The 5,316-nt window shown below is 45.2% G+C and carries 4 protein-coding genes; 1 reads left to right on the top strand and 3 read right to left on the bottom strand.

What is annotated here, in order from left to right; translation table 11 throughout:
- Nucleotides 1-96: 96 nt before the first annotated feature.
- Nucleotides 97-1,266 carry a hypothetical protein gene (locus tag DXH47_RS12045; protein ID WP_191985854.1) on the bottom strand — a complete coding sequence of 390 codons (1,170 nt, stop codon included), beginning with the start codon at nt 1,264-1,266 and terminating at the stop codon, nt 97-99.
- Nucleotides 1,267-1,763: 497 nt separating this feature from the next.
- Nucleotides 1,764-3,209, bottom strand: coding sequence for a hypothetical protein (locus tag DXH47_RS12050; protein ID WP_318531353.1), 1,446 nt, complete (start codon nt 3,207-3,209; stop codon nt 1,764-1,766).
- Between the two features lie 687 nt (nt 3,210-3,896).
- Here DXH47_RS12050 and DXH47_RS11320 point away from each other — a divergent pair.
- Nucleotides 3,897-4,127: a hypothetical protein gene (locus tag DXH47_RS11320; RefSeq protein ID WP_129033411.1), complete on the top strand. Its 231-nt coding sequence runs from the start codon at nt 3,897-3,899 to the stop codon at nt 4,125-4,127.
- A gap of 305 nt (nt 4,128-4,432) precedes the next feature.
- On the opposite strand, the gene DXH47_RS11325 is transcribed toward DXH47_RS11320, so the two are convergent.
- Nucleotides 4,433-5,316, bottom strand: an 884-nt coding sequence (locus tag DXH47_RS11325; RefSeq protein WP_137975630.1) for an aminotransferase-like domain-containing protein, incomplete at its 5' end; no start/stop codon positions are given.

The following is a 5,316-nucleotide window of genomic DNA, read 5'->3' on the forward strand; positions in this document are numbered from 1 at the left end:
CCAAAGAGCTTTTCTCCGCTGCTTCCGCCGGTTAAGTTAAGTCCATAAAATATGAATATTAATGAAAATACTGATTTAATAGGATTTGTCGTGTGGCTAATTTGTTCTTGCAATTTGGGCCTTAAATTCAGTAGTCAGCTTAGGCAGAACAATCGTATTTGCATTGGCCGGCGTACTGGTCTTGTCTTTAAATACAGTTAATTGACTAGCTTTTTCAATAACACTACCAGAAGACTTGTAGAAGTAAAGTGGCGTAGTTACCTGATTACCCGCTTTTACACTAAGCGAAATAGTGTCACCCGTCTTAGCAGCTAATAAAGCAGAAGCATTCGCATTAGAAAATTCGTAAATGTATCCACTACCCTTTAAGACACCCTTAGTCCAATCAGTAATATCATTTGCCTTACCGGCAGCGTCAGTTTTAATAACCTTGCCAGTGGCATTCGTACCAACTGAAGTTCCAACAGCTTTGGCCTTAGCAGTAGTACTACCATCGGCAAGCAAGTCCTTCAAGACACCTGTAGCAACGGTCTTACCATTATTAGTGAAGTTTACTTTAACATCAGTAGCTCGGTTGAAAGCAACATTAGCATCAGTCGTAACAACTTCACTGTAGATCCAACCGCTTACGGAAGGATGGTTAGTATCTTTGACATAGTAGTATAATGAGCCTTCACGAGTCTTCTTCGCAGCATCAGTGATGACCAGCTTGTCACCCGCAAATGGCATTGTGTTAGCCACTTGTTTTTCAGACTTATACTGAGTCAGGTATGGTGCATCCCAAGTAACGTTCTTCTTACCAGGGTTTGCAAAGTAAACCGTGGTTTCCTTAGGCATATCTGCCTTCGTCATCGTTTCAGCAGACTTAATCCCGCCAGCGAAAGCATCAGTTGTCTTACCACCGTAAATGTAGCCACGGTACTTACCGTTCATCGTTACTACTCGGTAGTAAACGGAGTTACGGTTAGTCGTCTTAACACCGTAAGCGCGGAGGTAGTCTCCCGATTTCTTGGAAGTAGCTAATTTCCCCATAGTTGCTTTGGAAGCAACAATTTTAGCACCTTTAACCGTTCCTGGCTTCGTGTAAAGCGCGTTCGTTCCAGTAGCTTCAACATTACGCTTAGTCGCATCCGTCTTCAAAGTGTGGTAGGCGTATGCCTTTGCATATGACTTTGCAGAAGCAGAAGTTGTGGATACCAATGAAACGGCACCTAAACTAACTGCGGCTAAACTTAAATACAACGTTTTCTTCAAACTAGATTGCATTTTATTCTCCCCTAAGTAATTGAATTTTGTTACGAAGTAAGTATACCAAGCTCCCCTACCTTTGGAAACTTTTTTCAACGGTCTGACGCAAATTCGATATAAATATTCGAATAAAAAAGCCTCCAATCGTAGATATATAAGTGCTTTCATTAAAAATGCTATACGACTCTAAAATCGACTGCCAAATTGGTAAAAAGGATGACACGGGTCACTCTTTATCTAAATGATTAACCACAGTAGGTAATTTTTGTGTTAATTATATTCGATTAAAATTAACTTCTCAATGAGGCATGCTTAATTCCATTTGAATTTAAAATCAGAATAAAGAAAAGGAACCCAATTCGAAAGTGAATTAGGTTCCAGTAACACTCCTCATCAACACCGGTTGACAAAAAACCAAAATTAGTTGATAAAAACTGAAAAAATAAAAGGTACCTGGACCTAATTAGATCCAGATACCTTTTAAACAGTCTATTTAACAGATGTTAATTCAAAATTTATTTACTAGAATCTGAATCAGCACCTGGCGTAACCGTCGTAGTAGTAGTTGGGTTATCACCTACAACTTGACCAGTATCAGTTTGAGTTGAGTTAGTAGTACCATCGCCAACTGGTGACGTTGCATTAGTGTATTCCTTAGCAGTGTATACAAGTTGAGCTTGACCACTAACGCTGTAAGTACCAGCTTGTGCAGAAACTAACGTGTATTCAGTGTAAGCATTGTTACCATCAGAAGTCTTATAGGTTGGCGTGTAAAGGTTCGTCAACTTATTAGTAGTAGCAAATGAATTCAAATCTGCAGAAGTGTAATCAGCACCACTAACACCCTTGAACCCAGTAGTTAACGTAGGAAGGACAATCGTTTCTGCATTAGCAGGCGTCTTCGTAGCATCCTGGAATACAGTTAACTGAGTAGCAGAAGAAGTAACATCTCCAGAAGACTTGTAGAAGTAAAGTGGCGTCGTTACTTGATTCCCTGCTTTAACATTGAGAGTGATTGTATCACCTGTCTTAGCAGCTAACAGTGCAGCCGCATTAGCATTAGAGAAGTCGTAAGTGTAGCCACTACCTTTCAAGGCCTTATTAGTCCAGGCGGTAGTAGTGGTGGTAGAACCAGAAGTCGTAACGACCTTGCTAGTTGCATCAGTACCGACAGAAGTCCCAACAGCATTAGCAGCACTGTCACCGCCATCAGCCTTTAAGTCCTGTAAGATGCCACTAGCAACTGTCTTACCATCGTTAACAAAGTTTACCTTAACATCAGTTGCTTGGTTAAAGGCAACACTAGCATCATCAGTAACGGCCTTATTGTAAATCCAGCCACTTACAGAAGGATGAGTTTGGTCTTCAACGTAGTAGTACAATGAGCCTTCACGAGTCTTAGTTTCAGCCTTCGTGATCTTCAAAGTATCGCCAGAGAATGGTTGGGTGCTAACAACGTTCTTGGAAGCGCCAGACTTGTATTGCGTATACTTAGGTGCAGTCCACGTAACATTAGTCTTACCAGGGTTAGCAAAGTAAACCGTCTTGCCAATGTTAGTGTCGGTCGTGTTAGCGGTCGTAGTTTCATCCTTCTTGATCCCACCACCAAAGGTATCAGCAACTTTACCACCGTAAACGTAACCACGGTACTTTTGGTCCATGGTAACAACACGGTAGTAAACGGAACCACGGTTAGTAGTCTTAGTCCCGTAAGCACGGAAGTAGTTAGCAGACTTCTTGGAAGTTGCTAATTCAGCCATCTTGGCCTTCGAAGCAACGACCTTGGCACCCTTAACAGTACCTGGCTTCGTGTAAAGGGCGTTAGTACCAGTAGCTTCAACGTTCCGGTCAGTAGCAGCTGCCTTTAACGTTGAGTAAGCACCAGCCTTAGCATAGGACTTAGCAGAAGCAGTGGTGGAGACGGTAGCAACGGCACCAAAGCTTAATGCAGCAAGACCCAAGTAAAGAGATTTCTTTAAACTTGATTGTATATTCTTTTTCCTCCAAACATATTGTATGTAATCTATCAAGCAGGAATAGTATATCACGATATTAGTGATTTTGTTAAGAATTTTATTAAGTCACTAATAATTCATGCTCCTATCCCCCAACTACAACTATGATTATAGCGATTACATTCTTTATAAACAAGCTAATCGCTCTTTTTGTCTTCTGAATGAAACATTATAACGATTTTTGTAACACATCTGTTATTTGTACCGTTTTCATTATTAGAAAAATTATGAGATTTAAATTCCGTTAATTTTAAAGCGGCGTTAAGGTAGGATAAGTTACTTGCTTTTCTTCGTTTAGGCGTTTAAACTGCAGGTATCAAATGAAAGGGGGTGATGCTTTTTGGCAACACAATGTTACCCTAAAGTGATCGCTTCCGCGGAGAACGGAAACGACTAATCTCTTTAAGGGAATGGACCGGCGAAATGTAATCGCCGGTCTTTTATTTCGGCATTTTCGTCGGTGACGCGACCGCTCGCCCATTTTTTCGTGCCTAGTCCATTTATATATTTTCGGTCTCTCTTTCTACTGATAATGCAGTGTTGCCCCATCTAGTTAAGGTAGTCCTAATTTAGTTTTCTAATTGATTATAACTTTCGGTCGAACCCCGTATAATTAAGTCGGAGGCGAGAGATATGCTCACGATTTACGTTGATCCCAAGCAACAAGATCAAGTCGTTCAGTTGTCTGACCAAGACCGTGGTTACCTCACTGTATCCCGTTCAGCGCACACGGCACGTTACACCTTCTCCTTTACCGGTCACGCCCACCCCAGCTTCTGGTGCGACGGGCGCTTGACCGATGGTTTGGAAGAGACCGTTCGCAGTATCGACGGCGAACAGCGCTACCGAATCGAATTTCGTTGATTGTTTGATATGTTGTCACCTGTCTCGCGGCACACATGCCGAGATATCAGCCCATCAGCGGTAGCGGGTCGATCGGCGTTTCCGAGAATTTTCTCGGGAACGCCTTTTTATGTGGGGGTTAGCCCCCCTTTTTTATTGCCAGTGGGTCACGGTATGCCGGTTTTAGATTGGTTAGTTTGACGGTCGTGGTGACTCAAGTTTTTCCTATTATAAGTTACGTCTAACCGGTTACTTAACTTAACGCTGTAACCACACAAAAAGCCTCGCCGGGTCACTGACCAAAGCGAGGCAATTGACGAGTCGAGTTACAGGACGGGGGCCTGGCGGTGGATGGCCAGCTTCAACTGGTCGGCCAACCGGCGCATCCCCGTGGTGATGACCTGCGGCTCCAGGCCACTAAAGCTTAGGCGCATGGCGTTGGTCACGTCACGGTTCGGGTAGAAGTTGGTCGCTGGCACGTAGGTCACGTGGGCCCGCGGGATCATCGTGTCCGTCAATAGAGTCGCGGCGTTCATCCCCTTAGGCAAGGTGACCCAATCGAAGAAACCGCCGGCGGGCTTGGTGAAGCTCACCTCGTCCGGGAAGTCTTGTTCCAGGCTGGTCACCATCGCATCGCGTTGGGCGCGGTAGTGGGTCTTCAACGTCTGGATATGGGCGTCGAGGTCGTTTGCTTGCATGTAGGCCGCAATCGCCGCGTGGGTGATGTTAGTAGTCTCCAGGTCACTGGCGAGGCGCACCTTCATGATGGCCGCGAGCAGGTCCCCATCGGCCACCAGCCAGCCGGTCCGCAAGCCGGGCATCAAAATCTTGGAGAAGCTCGATAAAAAGACTACCCGGCCCTGGGTGTCGAAGCTCTTGATGGCCGGTAATGGTGCTGCCTCGTACCCCAGGTCGCGGTACGGTGTATCTTCCAAGATGACGAAGTCGTAACGGTTGGCCAGGTCAACGAGTTGCTGGCGCTTGGTCACGCTCATGGTGATGCCGGTCGGGTTATGGTAGTCTGGCACCGTGTAAAGCAACTTGATTTTAGGATGGCGCTTTAACGTCTCCTCCAACGCGTTTAAGTCCAAGCCGTCTGGTTCCAGCGGCACCGCGTGGTAGGTCGGCTGGTACAGGTCGAACGCCGCCAGTGCCCCGATATAGGTCGGCACTTCCACGGCCACCTCGTCGCCCGGGTTCAACAAGGCCT

It is taken from the genome of Levilactobacillus suantsaii (assembly GCF_004115745.1).
Taxonomy (GTDB): Bacteria; Bacillota; Bacilli; order Lactobacillales; family Lactobacillaceae; genus Levilactobacillus; species Levilactobacillus suantsaii.